The sequence below is a fragment of the Pengzhenrongella sp. genome, from assembly GCF_036565025.1.
Classification (GTDB): domain Bacteria; phylum Actinomycetota; class Actinomycetes; order Actinomycetales; family Cellulomonadaceae; genus Pengzhenrongella.
On the sequence record NZ_DATCNW010000258.1, the window covers coordinates 23,543 to 38,111 of the forward strand.

A 14,569-nucleotide genomic window follows, 5' to 3' on the forward strand; every position below is an offset into this window, starting at 1 on the left:
GCACCATGGCGGGGCCGGTACGAGAGAGGTCTCCACGATGGACACGAACGACGGCCGGGTCCCGACTCCCGAAGATGCCAGAACGTCGGATGACGCCGGCGCACCCGGCGCTCGGGGTACTCCCGGCTTCGGGCCGGTGCCGGATCTGGCCGAGCCGGGTCGCGCCGTGGCCGGTCGGCGGCGTCGGGCCACCGTCGCGGCGGGCACGGCGCTCGCCCTCGGACTCTTCGCCGGCGGGTCGGTGTGGGCCGCGAGAGCCGGCTCGGGTACCGGTTCCACGACGACGAGCGGTCAGGGCACGACCTCATCGCGCACCATGGACCGCCCGCAGGGCGACGGGTTCGACCAGGGTTCAGGCGAGACGACGATCCCGAACACCACGATCCCGAACACCTCCACCGCCACCACGACCACCGCCGCGACCGCCGCGCAGCAGGTCGGCCTCGTGACCATCGTGACCACGCTCGGCTACCAGGCCGCGCAGGCCGCCGGCACCGGCATCGTGCTGACCTCCGACGGCGAGATCCTCACCAACAACCACGTCATCGAGGGTGCGACCAAGCTCGCGGTCACGGTCGAGTCGACCGGCAAGACCTACGCCGCGAAGGTCGTCGGAACCGACGCGACCGCCGACGTCGCCGTGCTCCGGCTCCAGGGCGCCTCCGGGCTCGCGACGGCTCCGATCGACCAGGACACGGTCAGCGTCGGCGACGCCGTGACCGCCGTCGGGAACGCGGAGGGCGGTGGCGACCTGCTCGCCGCGGGCGGGACCGTCACGGCGCTCGACCAGCCGGTCACCACGCGGAGCGACGGGGTCAGCGCCGGCGAGACCCTCACCGGCCTGATCGAGCTCAACGCCGACGTCGTCTCGGGCGACTCCGGCGGCGCCGTGCTCGACGTCCAGGGCGACGTGCTGGGGATGACGACGGCGGCGTCGTCGGGCTCGGCGGACATCACCGGGTACGCGATCCCGATCGCCGACGCGCTCAAGGTCGCGGACGGGATCGTCGCGGGCGTCGACTCCGCGTCCGTGACGATCGGCTACCCGGGCTTCCTCGGCGTGCAGATCGTGCCGGCCGGCGTGGCCGAGGCCGCCGACCTTGCGACCTCCGGGCTCGCGGCGACGGGCCAGGCGACCACGGGCGCCGTCGTCGGCGGGGTCATCTCCGGGACGCCGGCGGCCGATGCCGGGCTCGCAGTCGGGGACACGATCACGGCGCTCGACGGCGTCGCGGTCACCTCCGCCGACTCGCTCAGTGCGCTGCTGGCCAACCACGCACCGGGTGACAAGGTCACCATCACCGCGGCCGCGGCCGCGGCCGCGACCGGCCAGAGCCGGTCCGCCACCGTGACCCTCATCGCAGGACCCGCCGACTGAGGGCAGCCGACCGACGGCGGAGGCGAGTGCTCCGGCGGCGTCCTGGATGGCTTCGGCCGCGAGGCGCCGGTTCGGCGCGCGCGGGCGAAGTTCCGCGCCCAACGTCACCGCGACGGCTCACAAGGCTCGTCGACGTGCCGATGAGGGGGGTAACCCGGCAGGCCAGCGCTTGGAAACGTCTCTAGGCCCCAAGGGAATTCTGAGCCTCGTGCCCTGACCTTTGGAGCAGACCTGATGCGTGACGACGTGGTGACCGGCGCCCCGCGCTGGAGCTCCTGGGTGGCCGGCGTCGCGATGGTCGCGGGATCGATCCTGGCGCTCCCCTCCGTCGCGTCGGCGAACGCGCCGGCCGACGTCATCGGACAGGATCCACAGCACAGCACGACCCGGTCGGTGGGAACGCTCTGGGGCGACGCGAACGCGGATCGGGCCGCCCTGAACGCCCTCGACGAGCACACCTCGCTGCTCGACCCCGGCTCGCTGTTCGCCCTGACGAAGGCGATCGGCGCCCGGTCGGTGTGGAGCCAGCGGGACGCTGCCGGGCGGGCGATCACCGGCCAGGGCGTCACCGTCGCGGTGCTCGACTCGGGAGTCGAAGCGGTACCCGGACTGGACGCGCCCCGCAAGATCGTGCGCGGACCGGACCTCTCGCTGGAGGCCAACAGCACCGACGTGCTCGCCGACGACACCTTCGGCCACGGGACCCACATGGCGGGCATCATCGCCGCGAAGGACCCCGCGACGACCCGGTCGAACGAGCTCGACCCGGCCGACTCGATCCGCCAGCTCGGTGTGGCGCCGGACGCCCAGCTGCTCGCGCTCAAGCTCGCGGCGACCGACGGCAGCGCGGACGTCAGCCAGATCATCGCCGCCCTGGACTGGGTGTCGCAGCACCGCACCGACGACGGCATGAACGTGCGGGTCGTGAACCTCTCGTTCGGTACCGCGTCGGTCCAGCCGTACCAGCTTGATCCGCTCGCGGCGGCCGCCGAGCACGCGTGGCATCGCGGCCTCGTCGTGGTGGTCTCCGGAGGCAACGGCGGTGCGGACGCGGGCACGCTCACGGACCCGGCGATCGACCCGTACGTGATCGCCGTCGGCGCGTCGGATCCCCAGGGGACCACCGCCGGCTGGGCCTCGCCGTCGGTGGCCGACTTCAGCAGCCGCGGCACCGCGGAGCGGCACGTCGACCTGGTGGCCCCCGGCCGGTCGATCGCCTCGCTGCGGGCACCGGGCTCGTTCGTCGACCGCACGTACCCCGAGGGCCGCGTGGCCGGCGACGAGACGGGACGGCTGTTCCGGGGCAGCGGCACCTCGCAGGCCGCCGCCGTCGTGAGCGGTGCCGCGGCACTGGTCCTGCAGGCCAACCCGAACCTCGGCCCGGACCAGGTCAAGGACGCCCTGCTGCGCACCGCCCGGTCGATCTCGGGCTCGACCCGCATCGACGCCGGAGCCGGTCAGCTCGACGTCTTAGCGGCGGTAGCGGTCGCGAAGGCAACCGCACGGGCGACCGCGGTGCCCGTCGCGAGGGCAAGGCTGTCCGTGGACCAGAGCTGGCCGATGTCGACCGGCGCCGGTTCTCTCGATGCCGCGCGCGGCGGCAGCTACCTCGTCGACCCGCAGACCGGTGAGGTGCTCTCGGGCGAGGTCGACGTCGTCGGCACGGCCTGGGACCCGGCCGCCTGGTCACAAGCGTCCTCGGACGGCACGAGCTGGGACGGCGGGGAGTGGATGAGTGCCCGCTGGAGCGGCGACGGATGGACCTCGACGGACTGGGCGAGCGCCCGCTGGAGCAGCGCCCGGTGGAGCAGTGCCCGCTGGAGCAGTGCCCGCTGGAGCGACGGCTCGTGGGACAGCGCCAGGTGGTCGCGGGCCCGGTGGAGCGGCGTGACCTGGGAGAGCGCGCGTTGGTCCAGCGCCCGCTGGAGCTGACCAGTTAGGCTGGAACGCAGCATTCGACGCCGACGTCGAAGCAGAGTCCCCTTCGACTGCGGGGTGAGCATGGCCCGACCGGGTGAGGAGTACCGCGACGAGAGTCCCGCGCGCACGGTCGCGCCCGGGCGACGGTGGGCAGGCCCGACCGCGCAGACGATTGCGCTCACGGTGCTGCTCGCGGTCGCGGGTCTCGCCCTTGCGTTTCGCGTCCCGGCCACGCCGTTGCTCAACTTCGATGCGGGCACCTGGACGATCATCCTGGTGCTCGGCTTCGCCGTCGCCTTCTTCCTGACGGAGCTGGGCCAGGCCCTGATCGAGGTCCGGCGGCAGGCGTACTCGTTCTCGCTGTCGGGCGTGCCAGTCCTGCTCGGCCTGCTCTACTGCCCGCCCGGGGAGCTGATCGTCGCGCGAGTGGTCGGCGCCGTCGCAGCCTTCCTCGTGCAACGCGCCCCGCCGCTCAAGTTCTCGTTCAACACGGCGTCGTACCTGCTCGACCTCGCCGCGGTGATCACCCTCGCGCACTACCTCGCGGGCGGGACGGTCGGGCTGACCCTGCGAACCGGCGCGTCCTGCTACGTCTCGCTGGCCGTCGTCGACCTGGTGATGAGTTCCCTGGTCCTGGTCGTGATCCGGATCAACTCCGGGCCGGTGAACAGGGACGACGTACGGGAGGTCATGGTCTCGGCGAGTGTCTTCGTCGCCATCAACACCGGTGCGGGCCTCATCTGTGCAGTTCTGCTGATGGCGGGTTCCCTCGGTCCCTTCCTGCTCGTGGGCTTCGTCGCGGTGACCGCAGCGTCGTACCAGGCGTACCTGGTGCTGCGCCGCAGGCACCGGTCCCTGCAGGAGGTGCAGGAGTTCATCGGCATCGGCGAGGGTGCGCTGAGCGTCGAAGCCCTGGCTGGGCGCTTGCTACCGCAGGTGCGCGAGCTGCTGCGCGCCGACCGCGCCGAGCTGACGATCCAGGACACGACGGGGCCCATCGTCATCGGCGTCGGCGAGGCGGGCATCGTCCAGATCGACCGCGGCGGCCGGGCGCCGGACGATCTCCTGACGACCAGCGTCCGATCCGAGCGTTCGCTGCTGCTGAGCGCGCGCTCCCACGATCCGGCCGAGCGCCGATGGCTCGCCGCGCGCGGGGTCGGGGATGCGCTCGTCGTGCCGCTGGTCCGGTCCGGCACGCAGGGGACGCTCGTGGTGCTGGACCGGCTCGGCGACCTGACCCACTTCACCTCGAACGATCTGGCGCTGCTCAAGACCCTCGCCGGGCATCTGACCGTCGCGCTGCAGAGCGTCCGGCTCGTCGAACGCCTCCAGTACGAGGCCACCCACGACGTGCTCACCGGATTGCCCAACCGGTCGTACCTGACCGACAGCATGCGGGCGCTGCTCAGCCAGCGCCCGGAGGAGGGCCGGGCGGTCGTCCTGCTGCTCGACCTCGACCGGTTCAAGGAGGTCAACGACGCCCTTGGGCACCACATCGGTGACCAGCTCCTGCGGGTCGTCGCCGACCGGCTCCGCGCGGTGCAGCCGGCCGGAGCGACCGTGGGCCGCCTCGGCGGCGACGAGTTCGCCGTCCTGCTGCCACCGTCCGCGCACGCCGTGCCGGACGCGCTCGCCGTCGCGAGCGGCATCATCGAGGCGCTCCGGTCACCGGTCGACCTGCCCGACGTCACGGTCAGCACGGGGGCCTCGATCGGGGTCGCCGTGGACGGGGGAGGCCAGAGCTACACCGACCTGCTGCGGCACGCCGACACCGCCATGTACGCCGCGAAGGATGCCGGCGTGCCGGTCGTGGTCTACACCGAGCGGCTCGACCACGGGCGGGCCGAGCGCCTCGAGCTGCTCGCCGACCTGCGCAGCGCGCTCGATCGGGACGAGATCGACGTGCACTTCCAGCCCAAGCTCGATCTGGCCGACGGCATCGTGTCGAGCGTCGAGGCCCTCGTGCGGTGGACCCACCCCACGCTCGGGCCCGTCGCACCGGCTGGCTTCATCCCGCTGGCGGAGTCGACCGGCCTGATCGACCTGCTCACGCAGGTCGTCCTCGCCAAGGCCCTGCGCCAGTGCCGGCAATGGCGCGACGCCGGCTACGACCTCGCCGTCGCGGTGAACCTCTCGGCCCGCAACGTCAACGACCCGAACCTTCCCCAGCAGGTCACCGCGGCACTCGAGATGGCCGGGGTGCCCGCGAACCGGCTCATCCTGGAGATCACCGAGAGCAGCGTCATGGGGGCGCCTGACCGGACCGTGCCGACGCTCGAGGAGCTCGCTTCGCTCGGCGTGACGCTCTCGCTCGACGACTTCGGCACCGGCTACTCGAGCCTGTCGTACCTCCAGCGGCTGCCGGTCCGCGAGCTCAAGATCGACCAGGGCTTCGTGCTCGGGCTCTCCCGTGCGCTGGACGCGCGCACGAGCGGGGTGCTGATCGCCAGCATCGTGGGGCTCGGTCACAGCCTGGACCTGCGGATCGTCGCCGAGGGTGTGGAGACCGCCGAGCTGCTCGAGCAGATGCGGACCCTCGGCTGCGACATCATCCAGGGCTTCTACATCGCCCGGCCGGTGCCCGCCGCGCGCGTACCCGAGGTCGTGCACCGGGCCGGGCTCAAGCTCCGGATGACGTCCCCGCTGCCGACCCCCCGCGCCACTGCCCGGCCGACGACGACCCCGCCGTCGGCCAGGTGAGCGCGAGCACTACCGGCGGTGGACCCGGTAGTACTCGATCAGGGCGCGCGTGGAGGAGTCCTGCGCCGCGAGCACGGCACTGTCGCCGGACACCGCGGGCGCGATCTCCACGGCGAGCTTCTTGCCGAGCTCGACGCCCCACTGGTCGAAGCTGTCGATGCCCCACACGATGCCCTGCACGAAGGTGATGTGCTCGTACAGCGCGATGAGCTCGCCGAGCACCGCGGGCGTCAGCGACGGCGCCATGATCGACGTCGTCGGCCGGTTCCCGGGGAACACGCGGGCCGGGATGATCTCCTCCGCCGTGCCCTCGGCGCGGACCTCCTCGGCGGTCTTGCCGAACGCGAGGGCCTTGGTCTGCGCGAAGAAGTTCGCGAGGAACAGCTCGTGCACGTCGGCGTCGCCGTCGCGCAGGGGGTGGGCGGGGGTCGCGAACGCGATGAAGTCCGCCGGGATCACCCGGGTGCCCTGGTGGATGAGCTGGTAGAACGCGTGCTGCCCGTTCGTGCCCGGCTCGCCCCAGAAGACCTCGCCGGTCTGGCTCGTGACGGGCGTGCCGTCCCAGCGCACCGACTTGCCGTTGGACTCCATCGTGAGCTGCTGGAGGTAGGCGGCGAAGCGGTGCAGGTACTGGGCGTACGGCAGCACCGCGTGCGTGTGCGCGTCCAGGAAGTTCACGTTCCAGACGTTCAGCAGCCCCATCAGCACGGGCACGTTCTGTGCGAACGGCGTCGTGCGCAGGTGCTCGTCGACCGTGTGGAACCCGCCCAGGAACGCGCGGAAGTTCTCCGGCCCGACGGCGATCGCGAGCGAGGTGCCGATGGCGGAGTCGAGCGAGTACCGCCCGCCGACCCAGTCCCAGAAGCCGAACGCGTTCGCCGGGTCGATGCCGAACGCCGCGACCTTGTCCAGGGCCGTGGAGACGGCGACGAAGTGCCGGGCCACCGCACGGGTGCGGTCCGCCTCGGAGTCCTCGATCGCGCCGTCGGCCAGCAGCCCGGTCCAGAGCCAGTCGCGGGCGAGGCGCGCGTTGGTCAGCGTCTCCAGGGTCCCGAAGGTCTTGGACGCGACGATGAACAGCGTCGTGGCCGGGTCGAGGTCCTTGACGGTCTCGGCGACGTCGGTCGGGTCGATGTTCGACACGAACCGGACCGTGAGGCCGTCGGCGACGTAGGGCTTGAGCGCCTCGTACGCCATGACCGGTCCGAGGTCGGAGCCGCCGATGCCGATGTTCACGACCGTCGCCACGCGCTCGCCGGTCACGCCCGTCCAGGCGCCGCTGCGGACCGAGTCCGCGAACGCGTCGACCTTGCCGAGCACCTCCTGCACGTCGGCGTCGATGTCCTGGCCGTCGACGACGAGCTGCGGCGTGGCCGACGGCGGCCGGCGCAGGGCCGTGTGCAGCACCGCACGGTCCTCGGTCACGTTGATGTGCTCGCCCGAGAACATCGCCTCGATCCGCTCGGGCAGGCCGACCTCCTCGGCGAGCCGCACCAGCAGTGCGAGCGTCTCGGCGGTGATCAGGTTCTTCGACAGGTCGACGTGCAGGTCCCCGACGTTCCGGGTGAGCTGGGCGGCGCGTGCGGGGTCGGCGGCGAACCAGCCCCGTAGGTCCGGTTCCAGCGCGTCGTGGTGTGCGCGCAGGGACTTCCAGGCGTCGGTGGTCGTGGCGTCGATCGGTGTGGTGGTCACAGGGCTCCTTCTCGCGGCGTTGCCAGGGAACACCGTATTGCCCTTCGCGGCACGCTGAGACAGGACGGCGACGTCGCCTATCCGCCGAGGGGCGCCGTGGTCGACCGGTTCCGACGGGTTCTCGCGAGCCGGAACGCGCCGATGCCCAGGCCCATCAAGAGCATCGCGGCCGCGCCGGTCGCACCGACGTCCGCCCCGGTCTGGGCCAGCGTGCTGGTCGGCGGGCTGTGCGGTGCCGCGACGACCGGCGTCGCCGGCACCACGACCGGCGTCGCCGGCACCACGAGGGGCGTCGCCACCAGCTCAGGCTCGACGGTGACGGTGACCCTCGCGGTGGCCGTGCCGCCGAGTTCGTTGCTGATCGTGTAGTCGAACGTCACGGTGCCGGAGAAGCCCACGGGTGGCGGGCCGCTCAGCCTCGGGGCGTCGGCCATGGTCAGGGCGCTGCCCGCCCGCGGCACGAAGAGCAGCTCCCCGTCCTGGAGGAGCACCGTCCCCTGCACCGCGCCGTCGGCGTCGACGGCGTCGGAGATGGAGCCCTCGAGCAGCGTCGGGTCGAGGCCCCGCCCGCTGTCGTCGTTCGCGAGCACGTCCACGAGCACGGACGTGTCATAGGGGGTGGTCGCGCTGTCATCGAGCGCCGTCGCGACGGGGGCCTCGAAGGTCACCACGAGACGCCCGGTATCGGTGCCGCCCGCGCCGTCGGAGACCCGGTAGTCGAGCACGACGTCGCCGACGAAGTCGGCGTCCGGGGTGAGCGAGACGGTGCCGTCGGCGGTCCAGCGAACGTCGGCGCCGGCGCTGCTCACGACCGGGTCAGTCATGGTCAGCACCTGATCGGTCCCCGCCGTGTTGCGGTCGGAGTCGTTCGCCAGGACCTGCACGACCACCGGCGTGTTGAACCGCGCCGACGTGGCGTCGTCGACGGCGATCGGGGCGGCGTTGAGCACGGTGACGCGGACCGTCGGGGTCGCGGCACCGCCGTGCCCGTCGGACACCGTGTACGTGAAGGTGTCCGGTCCGGCATAGCCCGGATCGGGCGTGTAGGTCGCCCGGCCCGGGCCGGCGACGCTCACCGAGCCGTGACCGACCGGGCCGACCGAGCTCACCGACAGCGGCTGGTCGTCCGCGTCCGTGGCTCCTGCGAGCAGGGCGATCGCCACGGGGGTGTCGGTGTCGGTCAAGACCGTGCGGTCGCTCGCGACGGGGCCCGTGTTGACCTCGGTCGAGACCGACGCGACGTCGTCGGAGGCGTCGTCGTCGAGGTTCGAGCCGGCGACGCGAGCGGTGTCGGTGGCCACGCCGGTCGTGTCGTCGAGGTCCACCCGGACCGTGATGGTCGCTGCGGCGGCGCCGACCGCGACCGCGCCGAGGTCGCACCGCACCAGGCCGGCCGGCGTCGTGCAGTTGCCGGAGCTCGGGGTCACGCTCTCGACGAGCGCCCCGGCGGGCAGGGTGTCGGTCACGGTGACCGCGGGGTCCTCGTACGGACCCGAGTTGGAGACCGTGAGGGTGTAGGTGACAGCCGTCCCCGAGTCCCGCTGGACGACGGAACGGTCCGCCGCCTTGGTGACGGCGAGGGCGCTGTGGTGGCCGACCACGCCGGAGGTGACGGTGTCGGACGAACCGGCCAGCAGGATGCCGGTCTGGTCACCCTCGAAGGTGAGATTCGCCGTGTTGGAGAACGAGGCACCGTCGGGGCTTGGGGCGACGACCCGGAACGTCACCGGACCGGCGGCGGTGCCGATCGCGACCTTGCCCCCGGTTGCGGCGTCGGCGCCCGTGCCGATGCCGACCGTGAGCTGTCGGGTTCCGGCGTCGTAGCCGCCGGCGTCGGCGTCCGCCGCGTCGGTCAGGGCCACCCCGCCCGAGGAGAGCGAACCGGGCACGTAGGTGGTCCCGGCCGGGACGACGTCGCGCAGGACCGTGTTCGCCGAGGCGTCGAAGCCGTCGTTGCGCACGTCCACGGCGTACTCGAGCGTGTCACCAGGTTCCACGAGCGTCGGTTGGGTGTTGCCGGTGGCCTTGGCGGCGATGCGCACCGACTTCGTCGCGGGGAGGTCGGGGACGGCCAGGTCTGTCGCGAACGTCACCACGCCGGGGTAGTACGCGTCATTGGTCGAGGTGAGCCGGATCACGGCATTCGTCGACCCGTTGGGCAGGAAGTTGTCGACGTCGAAGGTTGCCGCGTCGAAGCCGAGCTGGTTCGCGTACTTCGGGTTGCGCACCGCGGAGTCCACGCCTCGGTCGCTGATGACCGAGGTGAAGGTGTCGTCGACCGGGTGCAGGCCGTCGGCGACGTCCTGCAGGCTCCCGACGTCGTTGCCGAGTCTGAGCTGGTCGCCGGAGATGCCGGCGTCACCCTCGTAGGAGACGGACCCGAGGGTCGTCCTGACCTCGCCGCCCGGCGGCGTCAGGAATCCGGCGACCGGAACGTCGACGTCGTCGCCGGCGAACACCGCGCCGAAACCGCTGAAGATCGCGAGGTTGCGCGCCGGGGCGGTGGGGTCCCGGTACGCGATGGTCAGCGCCCAGCCGCCGAACATGGTGGTGCCCGTGCCGGCCTGGACGTCGGCGACGGCGTACTGGCCGTTGCCTGCAGCCTGCACCTGCGACGTCACGTCGAGGTACCCCTGGTAGGTACCGCCGTTCGTCGACGTGTGGGTCGACAGCACGGTGGCGTAGGTGCCCGCACCGGGCACCTTCAGCTTGACCTGACCCCGGTTCGCAGCGTCCGGTGCGGTGCTTGCGGCCCCGACGCCGTTCTCCGGCGCCTCGCCGTCCCCGTCCCCGCCCTGGGTGGTGTCCCCGCCCCACGTCAGCGCCGCGAACAGCACGGAGCCGCCGGCGGGGACGTCGACGCGGGCGGTCGAGGAGTTGAAGGTGAGCGGGTCGCCATCGACGTCGACGTAGTCCATGAAGAACGTGTTGTTGGTAGCCCTTCTGCCGGCTCGGGCGGTGGCGCACGCGCTCGCCCCGTCCAGGCAGCTGAGCACTGTGTTGCCGCGGATCTGGATGTCCCCGGTCGTGCTCGTGGCGAAGACCTGAGTGAACGGGTCCGTGACGGCCGCCGCGCCGGGGGAGGCCGTCAGCCCCACGAGGATGCCGCTGCCGACCAGGGCGAGCAGGACGGTCATGGTGGCGGCAAGGCCACGCGCTCTGCGTGGCGCGCCTTGACGGCGTGCGGACAACCAGTTCATCGCCGTACTCCTTGGTCGCTCCCGGCAGGTCGGCACCGGGAGTCAGGCTCACATTCCCGGAGTTAAAGTTGACCACAGCAAATCGCAAGGCGGCGATTCTCGGGTGACAACGGAGGGGGAATTGTTCGCGCGTTCGGGGGCGCACCATTCGCATTCTGACCCGAATCAATACATTCCCGTCCGAACCCGCGCGCGGACAATTCGCGACGAACGTGACGACCCGAGTCCGCAACGGATATCGGGCGGCGGGGTACTTTCTGAGGGCGGGGGTGGTGTCTGCTCGATCAGGACGCGGACACCAACGGTTCATGCCCGACCCCGTGCGGCAGCGGCCAGCCGAGGACCGCTGTCTGCAGCGCCGGGGAGTCGGCGGCCGGCCGGCCGAGCAGATAGCCCTGCCCGCCGACGAACCGAGCCCGGCGGCCGACGGTCCGCCCAGCGCGCTCGAGATGGTGCAAGAACTCCTCGGTCTCGATGCGCTCGGCGATCACCACGGCGCCCGTCGCGGCGGCGTAGGCCACGATCCTCGCCAGGACGGTGCGGCCCCGGCCGCCGTCGCGCGCACTGCACACGAGAGCGCGATCGACCTTGACGAAGTCGGGCCGGACGGCGTTGAGCAGGTCGAGCCCGCGCTCGCCTGCGCCGACGTTGTCCATGGCGAGGCGGAAGCCGGACCTGCGCAGCTCCCGCAGCGGGGCGCCGACGACGTCGGCGTGCGTGCCGGCGTGCTCGGTGAGCTCCAGGACGATCTGCCGGGGGTTCAGCCCGGCGGCCTCGACCTCGCTGCGCAGCTGTTCGCCGATCCCGCTGCGGTTGAACGCGACCGGCGTGATGTTGAGGAAGAGCAGGACGTCGTCGGGCAGGCTGCCTGCCCGGGCGAGGACGGACTCCCGGCACAGCGTGTCGAGATCGTCGATCCGCCCGAGGCGTGCGGCGCCGGAGAAGGCATCCAAGGGGCCGCCGAGCCAGTGCTCGAACGACGGGCGCGCGAAGCCCTCGTAGCCGAAGACCGTGTGGGTGTCGAGGTTCCAGATCGGTTGGAACACGGCCCCCATCTGCCGGGTCGTGAGCAGGTGCCGGGTGGCGGCGATCGTGGCGGCGCTGGTGCGCAGCGGGGTGACCTGCGCGAGTTCGGGGAACGTGACGCACCCGTTGCGGCCGCGGTGCTTGGCCTCCCGCATGGCCTGGTCGGCGTGGTCGCGGAGCACGGCGGCGTGCGCGGCCGCGTCGAGGTCACCACCCGCCGGCTCGAACACCGCAAGTCCGGCGCTGAGCGTGGTCCCGTCCAGCCGGCCGAGCGTGACCCGGCGAAGCTGCTCGACCGCGATCACCGCGTCGTCGAGCGGGGTGTGCGGAAGTATCACCGCGAACTGGTCGCCGCCCACGCGGAAGGCGCGATCGACGCGCCGGATGCCGCGCAGGGCGTCGCCGAGGCTGACCAGGAGGTCGTCGCCCTTCTGCCGGCCGCGGCTCGCCACCACGAACACGAAGTCATCGACGTCGAGGAGGGCGAGGGTGAGGCTCTCGCCGAAGTCCTGGGCGCGCGCGACCTCCTTCTCGAGCGCCTCCTCGAAGGAGAAGAGGTTGGGCAGCCCGGTGAGGCGGTCGAGGGTGGCGTGATCCACGGCGGCCCCGAACCGGCGGGCGAGGCTTCGTCCGCCGAGCAGGTACAGCAGGGGGAGGGCGAGCAGGAGGCCGATCGCGAGCGACCTCAGGAGCGAGGACTCGAGGGTCGCGATGGCGCGGTGCAGGACGACGGGGTCGACGGCCACCACCAGCACGTAGGGCGCGCCCGCGAGCTCGACGCGCGAGCGGTACTCGTGCTCCTCCTGGCCTTGGTGGAACCGCCGGGAGAACGCGGGCTCGCCGGTGCGCACGACCTTGGCGACGTCCGAAGCAGGCAGCTCGGTCGCCTGGGCGTCGGTGCTGCTCGCCGCGGCGACGGCCCCGGAGTATGAGATCAGCAGCGCGTGGTGGACGCCGTCCTGCGTCGCCAGGGAGGTCAGGCTCGCGCGAACGGCGGACCACGGGTCGGCACCGGCCGCCTCCGCCGAGGCGAACAGATCCTCGAGGGCCTCGCCCCGCGCGAGCTGGCGCTGTGTCCCGTCCGCGAGCGCGGCGCGTCGCGCGTCGTGCGACTGGGCGGCGAACAGCCCGGCGGTGAGGAGCACGAGCACCCCGCTGAAGGTGGCGAGCAGTCGCAGCAGGAAAGCGCCGCGGGCCGGGAGCCTCCAGGGCGCCCGCCGCCGCGCGAGCGGTCGAGTGGGGCGCCTGCGGGAAAGCGTCACTGCAATCCAGTCCGGTCGTCGGCTCGCGGGCGCCTTCCGGCACGGCAGCCGTCAACTCAACACTCGGTAATCGGATCGACGTGCGTCGCGGGGGCGGTTGCACGGGGCGGGCAGTGTCGCCATTGGCACTGCACGGGTGCGTGGTGCGAGAGGTGCGTCCGACCGGTCCGGAGTGCGGCGCCGGGAAAATTCATCTTAACGGAGGAATGGAATGTGTCAATGGTGGGCTGATTGTGTGCCAATGGGAGCGCTCTCAGTGGGCATGGCAATGCCCGGCGACAGATGGTCGCCGGGCCGGTGCTCCGCGAGTCCGACGTGACATCGGTGATCCATCTTGCCGCGAAGAAGCGCGTCGACGAGTCCATGGCGCTGCCCGCCCTGAATTTCGGGGCGAACATCACCAGTCTGGCCAACGCTCTGCTGGCGATGTAGGCGACGAACGTCGACCGGCTCGTGTTCTCCTCGTCGGCCGCCGTCTACGGACCCCGGTGACCTACGAGGTGACCGAGGATGCGCCCCTGTCGCCCGAGAACCGCTACGGCCAGACGAAGCTCGTCGGGGAGTGGCTCGTCCGGGACTCGGCGCGGGCCTGGGGCCTGCGTGCGGTGTCGCTGCGTTACGTCAACGTGGCCGGCGCGGGCTCGCCCGAGCTCGGTGACCCGCTGGTGATGAACCTGGTGACCATGCTGCTCCAGGGCAGGTCCCTCGGTCAGCGGCCCAAGGTGTTCGGCGGCGACTACCCGACCCGCGACGGCAGCTGCGTGCGCGACTTCGTGCACGTGCGCGACGTGGCCCGGGCCCACATCGCGTCGCTCGATTACCTGTCCCTGCCGCAGCGGCCGTGGGACGTCTTCAACGTGGGAACGGGTACCGGGTCCACCGTGCTCGAGGTCGTGCGCGGGCTGGCGGCGGTCTCCGGCTGGAATGTGGAGCCGGAGATCTGCCCGCGCCGCCCGGGTGACCCCGCGAGCGTCGTCGCGTCGGTGGACCGCATCGCCGAGACATGGGCTGGCGAGTCGAGTACGCCCTGCCGGAGATCCTGTCCAGCGCCTGGACCGCCTGGCGGTTCGCGCACCCGGGGGCATAGCCCAGCCGCAAACTGCGCACATCCGTCCCCGATGCGCACATCGGATGTGCGCAGTCCGCACCGATGTCCGCAGTCTGCTGCTGGTCGGGCATGCCAAAGGCCCGGCGACCAAGGGGATGGTCGCCGGGCGCTCAGACACCCCGGACTAGGCGATGCACTCCGCACCCACGGTCGACGTGCCGACATTCGAGGCGCTCACGACGCCGGTGGTGGCCGAGTACGTCACGGTGTACTCGGTGTTGACCGCTGGAGCGGCCTTGAGGTAGCCCGCGCCGACGAGTGTGGTCGTCGCCGTTCCAGGGAT

8 protein-coding genes are annotated in these 14,569 nt (G+C 71.9%); 5 read left to right on the top strand and 3 right to left on the bottom strand.

Features of this window, described 5'->3' with window-relative positions; translation table 11 throughout:
- Positions 1–37: 37 nt before the first annotated feature.
- The 3 genes from VIM26_RS15090 to VIM26_RS15100 all read left to right on the top strand — a co-directional run bounded on the left by VIM26_RS15090 (position 38) and on the right by VIM26_RS15100 (position 5,998).
- Positions 38–1,378 carry a S1C family serine protease gene (locus VIM26_RS15090; RefSeq protein WP_331952603.1) on the top strand — a complete coding sequence of 447 codons (1,341 nt, stop codon included), beginning with the start codon at positions 38–40 and terminating at the stop codon, positions 1,376–1,378.
- A 234-nt stretch (positions 1,379–1,612) separates the two neighbouring features.
- Positions 1,613–3,310, top strand: coding sequence for a S8 family serine peptidase (locus VIM26_RS15095; RefSeq protein ID WP_331952605.1), 1,698 nt, complete (start codon positions 1,613–1,615; stop codon positions 3,308–3,310).
- Between the two features lie 69 nt (positions 3,311–3,379).
- Positions 3,380–5,998, top strand: a complete 2,619-nt coding sequence (locus VIM26_RS15100) for a putative bifunctional diguanylate cyclase/phosphodiesterase (RefSeq protein ID WP_331952607.1) — start codon at positions 3,380–3,382, stop codon at positions 5,996–5,998.
- 9 nt (positions 5,999–6,007) lie between these two features.
- Here the strand turns inward: VIM26_RS15100 and pgi are convergent, their stop codons facing one another.
- From pgi to VIM26_RS15115, 3 genes are all read right to left on the bottom strand, one after another.
- Positions 6,008–7,690: a glucose-6-phosphate isomerase gene (gene pgi, locus VIM26_RS15105; RefSeq protein WP_331952609.1), complete on the bottom strand. Its 1,683-nt coding sequence runs from the start codon at positions 7,688–7,690 to the stop codon at positions 6,008–6,010.
- A gap of 77 nt (positions 7,691–7,767) precedes the next feature.
- Positions 7,768–10,890 carry an Ig-like domain-containing protein gene (locus tag VIM26_RS15110; RefSeq protein WP_331952611.1) on the bottom strand — a complete coding sequence of 1,041 codons (3,123 nt, stop codon included), beginning with the start codon at positions 10,888–10,890 and terminating at the stop codon, positions 7,768–7,770.
- Positions 10,891–11,174: 284 nt separating this feature from the next.
- Complete coding sequence (locus VIM26_RS15115) at positions 11,175–13,178, bottom strand: GGDEF and EAL domain-containing protein (RefSeq protein WP_331952613.1); 2,004 nt, start codon at positions 13,176–13,178, stop codon at positions 11,175–11,177.
- 282 nt (positions 13,179–13,460) lie between these two features.
- Here VIM26_RS15115 and VIM26_RS15120 point away from each other — a divergent pair, with 282 nt between their 5' ends.
- Positions 13,461–13,610: a hypothetical protein gene (locus VIM26_RS15120; RefSeq protein WP_331952615.1), complete on the top strand. Its 150-nt coding sequence runs from the start codon at positions 13,461–13,463 to the stop codon at positions 13,608–13,610.
- Positions 13,611–13,678: 68 nt separating this feature from the next.
- Positions 13,679–14,569 (top strand): NAD-dependent epimerase/dehydratase family protein (locus VIM26_RS27115; RefSeq protein WP_414696495.1); only part of this gene is annotated, 891 nt, incomplete at its 3' end.

Bases quoted from the DNA above. Each gene is read 5' to 3' on its own strand.
- VIM26_RS15090 (WP_331952603.1), top strand. From the start codon at position 38: ATGGACACGAACGACGGCCGGGTCCCGACTCCCGAAGATGCCAGAACG.
- VIM26_RS15095 (WP_331952605.1), top strand. From the start codon at position 1,613: ATGCGTGACGACGTGGTGACCGGCGCCCCGCGCTGGAGCTCCTGGGTG.
- VIM26_RS15100 (WP_331952607.1), top strand. From the start codon at position 3,380: ATGGCCCGACCGGGTGAGGAGTACCGCGACGAGAGTCCCGCGCGCACG.
- VIM26_RS15110 (WP_331952611.1), bottom strand. From the start codon at position 10,890: ATGAACTGGTTGTCCGCACGCCGTCAAGGCGCGCCACGCAGAGCGCGT.
- VIM26_RS15120 (WP_331952615.1), top strand. From the start codon at position 13,461: ATGGTCGCCGGGCCGGTGCTCCGCGAGTCCGACGTGACATCGGTGATC.